Here is a 2,893-nt window from a genome sequence, read left to right as displayed (position 1 = left end):
GTGGCTCAAAGGCCAGAGCATGGGCAGCGGCCAATGCCCGGTGAAGAAATATAATCGGCAACTGCGCGACCTGATTGCCGTCGGCAAAGCCAAGCCGTCGTGGATCGTTTCGCACGAGGTCCCGCTCAGTAAAGCCGTGGATGCCTACAAGAACTTCGGCGACCGCAACGACGGGTGGACCAAAGTCATCCTCAAACCCGAATAGACCAACACCTCAGCGATCCGTTTGATTCAGACCTTTTGGTTCAAATCACGGCACACGCGGCAGGGAGAACCAGACCGCAAAGTTCCCCTGCCGCGCGCCTGGGCGTGCGTCAAAGTAGCGCAAGTTTGTATGTCTTGGGTTGGCACCGTAACCTGCGAAAACCGGCGTTCCTAAGCAGAAGGGGTAGGGCCGAAGACGCACATGTAAAAACGGTTTACGACGTGGGACGGCCGTGATCGCGCACGTGGCAGGCAGGGCTTTAGCTGGTGTGCCTGGCGGCGCGGCCGATCCGCCAGCGCTTGCACGTGGGTAGGGGTGGCTGGTGAATTCGTTGCCGCTACCAACGTCGTGCGTTTCGTTTCCCGGGCGTGTGTTGGCGTCAAAAAGACGAGCGGACTAGCGGGCATCAAGGGTAACCAGGTGGAAGAAGTTTCTGCTACGCTGCAGAACGTGAATGACCTGCTTTGTGCAAGCCATCGAATCTACGAGGGCGGCGGTTAGCTGACCGCGCAGGTTCAGGCTGAAGAGAACGATCATCGGTCGTCGCCTAAACCGGTGTCATAGTCTCACGACCACTTTTTTCATAAGCCCTTTCGACCACCGCTACCAAATGACACCAGAGCAAAGAGACGCGCGCGCCGACGGCCGTGCGTGAACTGACGGACACGGCGTGAATGCAGAGGGTGTCTTCTTCGAAGAGTCCTCGAAGCCTTAGACAGTGGGGGACCCCGTTTCGGGGGTATCCGGACGTGATCTGGGGGTTATCAGGTTCGTTATACACGGGATACCTTCGTTATTGGGCGCTCTTTGACGCGCGATACCTTCGCTTGTTGATGGTCGTGCTCAATATCGGTGGTGGCAGCTTGACCGAAACGGCAAATTTTGCGTTAGTTGAGGAAGACAAGCGACTGGACGTATTCAGGGTCCGCTGGGCTGTGAAATTGAGGGGATATTCAATATGTGCAGGTTCATGCGACGGCACGATCTTCCTGCGCTCTTGACTCTCCCGGTTAGAATCTGGATTCGTTTCTTCGGATTTCGGGCAGTTCAGTTAGGGAGGGGGAGTAGGATTTTGTCGACGTTTCGCGAACGTGTTCGGCTGCTGATGCCGTCGATGGTGGCCGGTCTACCGACAATCGATCTTTTCCGACCTCGGGATGCGCCGCGGGGTCACGCTTCGGGGTGCGATCCAGACCGGGTTCTCCTCATCGGTGCGGGGCCGGCGGTCGGGTGGGGCGTCACGACCCACGAACTGGCATTGCCTGGCGCGCTGGCCCGCGCCCTCGCAGTGCTCACGGATCGCGGATGCGATGTGGATCTCATTGCTGAGCCGGGCATGGACTTCACAGGGGTGAGTCTGGTTGTTAACGAGAGAGATCTACTTCGGTACGACGCGGTCGTTCTGATGGTCGGGATGAACGAGGCGTTGCGGCTGACCGCGGTGCACAAATGGTGCTCGGGGATGTCTAGCGTTTTGTCGATGCTGAGAAAGAATTTGCCAGTAGACTCCGAAATTATCGTGGTCGGAGCGAGTCCGCTTCGATCTTTGGCTGCCCCTGGCTTGAGAGTTGGCGCTCTGAAAGTGAAGCGAGCGCTGATGCTTGATCGTGCCACGTTTGAGTTGTGTGCCAAGGATCAGCGCGTGACTTTCCTCTCGCTTCCCGGGTTGTCGGCGCCGTCGTCAAAGAATATTCCTGAGTCGTTGCAATACGTGCAGTGGGCGAACGTCATCGGTGAAACTCTTGCCCCACGACTCACCGCGCTGAACCATCTCGACGGAGACCGACGGCATACCCTGGTTCATCGAAGGACCGTGGAGGCCGATCGTCAGGAGACCGATCGTCAGGAGGTCGTTGACGAGCTGCACCTCCTGCCGGGTGAAGCGCGCGTTGGTTTGCAGCGGATTGTATCTCTAGTGAAACAGGTGTTCAATGCGGAATGCGCGCTGATCACGGTGCTCGATCATGATCGCATGTGGTACCTCGCGCGAGCAGGGGCAGGTCTGGCGGAGACTACTCGGGCGGCGTCCTTTTGCGATCTCGCAATCTTGGGCAATACGGCCTTGGTGGTGCGCGACACACGAGACGACGACAGGTTTCGGGACAACCCCTTGGTGGTGGGTGACCCGCATATCCGTTTCTATGCAGGATTTCCCATCGAATCACGGTTGGGACAACGCATCGGGAGCCTCTGCGTGATCGATTCGCAGCCTCGGCGACGGGCGGACGATGTCAACGTGGCGTTCCTCCGTGAATTCGCGCACTTGGCGGAGCGAGAATTGTGGAAGTACTTGCCAAACGTTGATGAGGGAAAGAAATCGCGAGGCTGACTATAAGATCGCGCGTTGGCCGGATGCATATCTGCTGTAAATGACATACGCATGATGCGATCATCTTGTTTCTCAGCGATGACAGGCCATAAAAAAATTACGTAAAAAATTGCCCGACCAAGCGCGCCTGGAATTATGACCCATAAGGGGAAAAACGCCAACGAAAGCACGAGCATGCATGCGCACGCGGGCCCAACTGGCCTTGCCCCCGTTGAGTGCACACCTCACAAGAGAGAATGTTCACATGGGAAAGACACGCAGGGAGTTCACTCCTGAGTACAAAGACGAGGCCGTCAAGCTGGTGATCAACACCGGCAGGGCCGTTGCGACCGTGGCCCGTGAGCTCGGCATCAACGGAG

Annotated in this window: 3 protein-coding genes and 1 pseudogene; 3 read left to right on the top strand and 1 reads right to left on the bottom strand. The window is 57.5% G+C overall.

Going from position 1 to position 2,893, the window contains the following annotated elements; all coding sequences use genetic code 11:
• A pseudogene (locus CXY72_RS00185) lies at positions 1–205 on the top strand (aldehyde dehydrogenase); the annotation flags it as partial.
• 396 nt (positions 206–601) lie between these two features.
• Here the strand turns inward: CXY72_RS00185 and CXY72_RS19390 are convergent.
• Positions 602–742 (bottom strand): hypothetical protein, encoded by a 141-nt coding sequence (locus CXY72_RS19390; protein WP_158252396.1) that lies wholly within the window; start codon positions 740–742, stop codon positions 602–604.
• Positions 743–1,277: 535 nt separating this feature from the next.
• On the opposite strand from CXY72_RS19390, the gene CXY72_RS00180 reads away from it, so the two are divergent.
• Positions 1,278–2,534, top strand: a complete 1,257-nt coding sequence (locus CXY72_RS00180) for a GAF domain-containing protein (RefSeq protein ID WP_158252395.1) — start codon at positions 1,278–1,280, stop codon at positions 2,532–2,534.
• A 244-nt stretch (positions 2,535–2,778) separates the two neighbouring features.
• The coding region (locus tag CXY72_RS19385; protein WP_158252394.1) for a transposase at positions 2,779–2,893 on the top strand (115 nt) is incomplete at its 3' end.

Origin of the sequence: Cryobacterium sp. Y57 (assembly GCF_002929505.1) — a bacterium.
Lineage (GTDB): Bacteria > Actinomycetota > Actinomycetes > Actinomycetales > Microbacteriaceae > Cryobacterium.
Note: the sequence above shows the minus strand (reverse complement) of the source record. Positions and strands in the feature narration are given on the sequence as shown.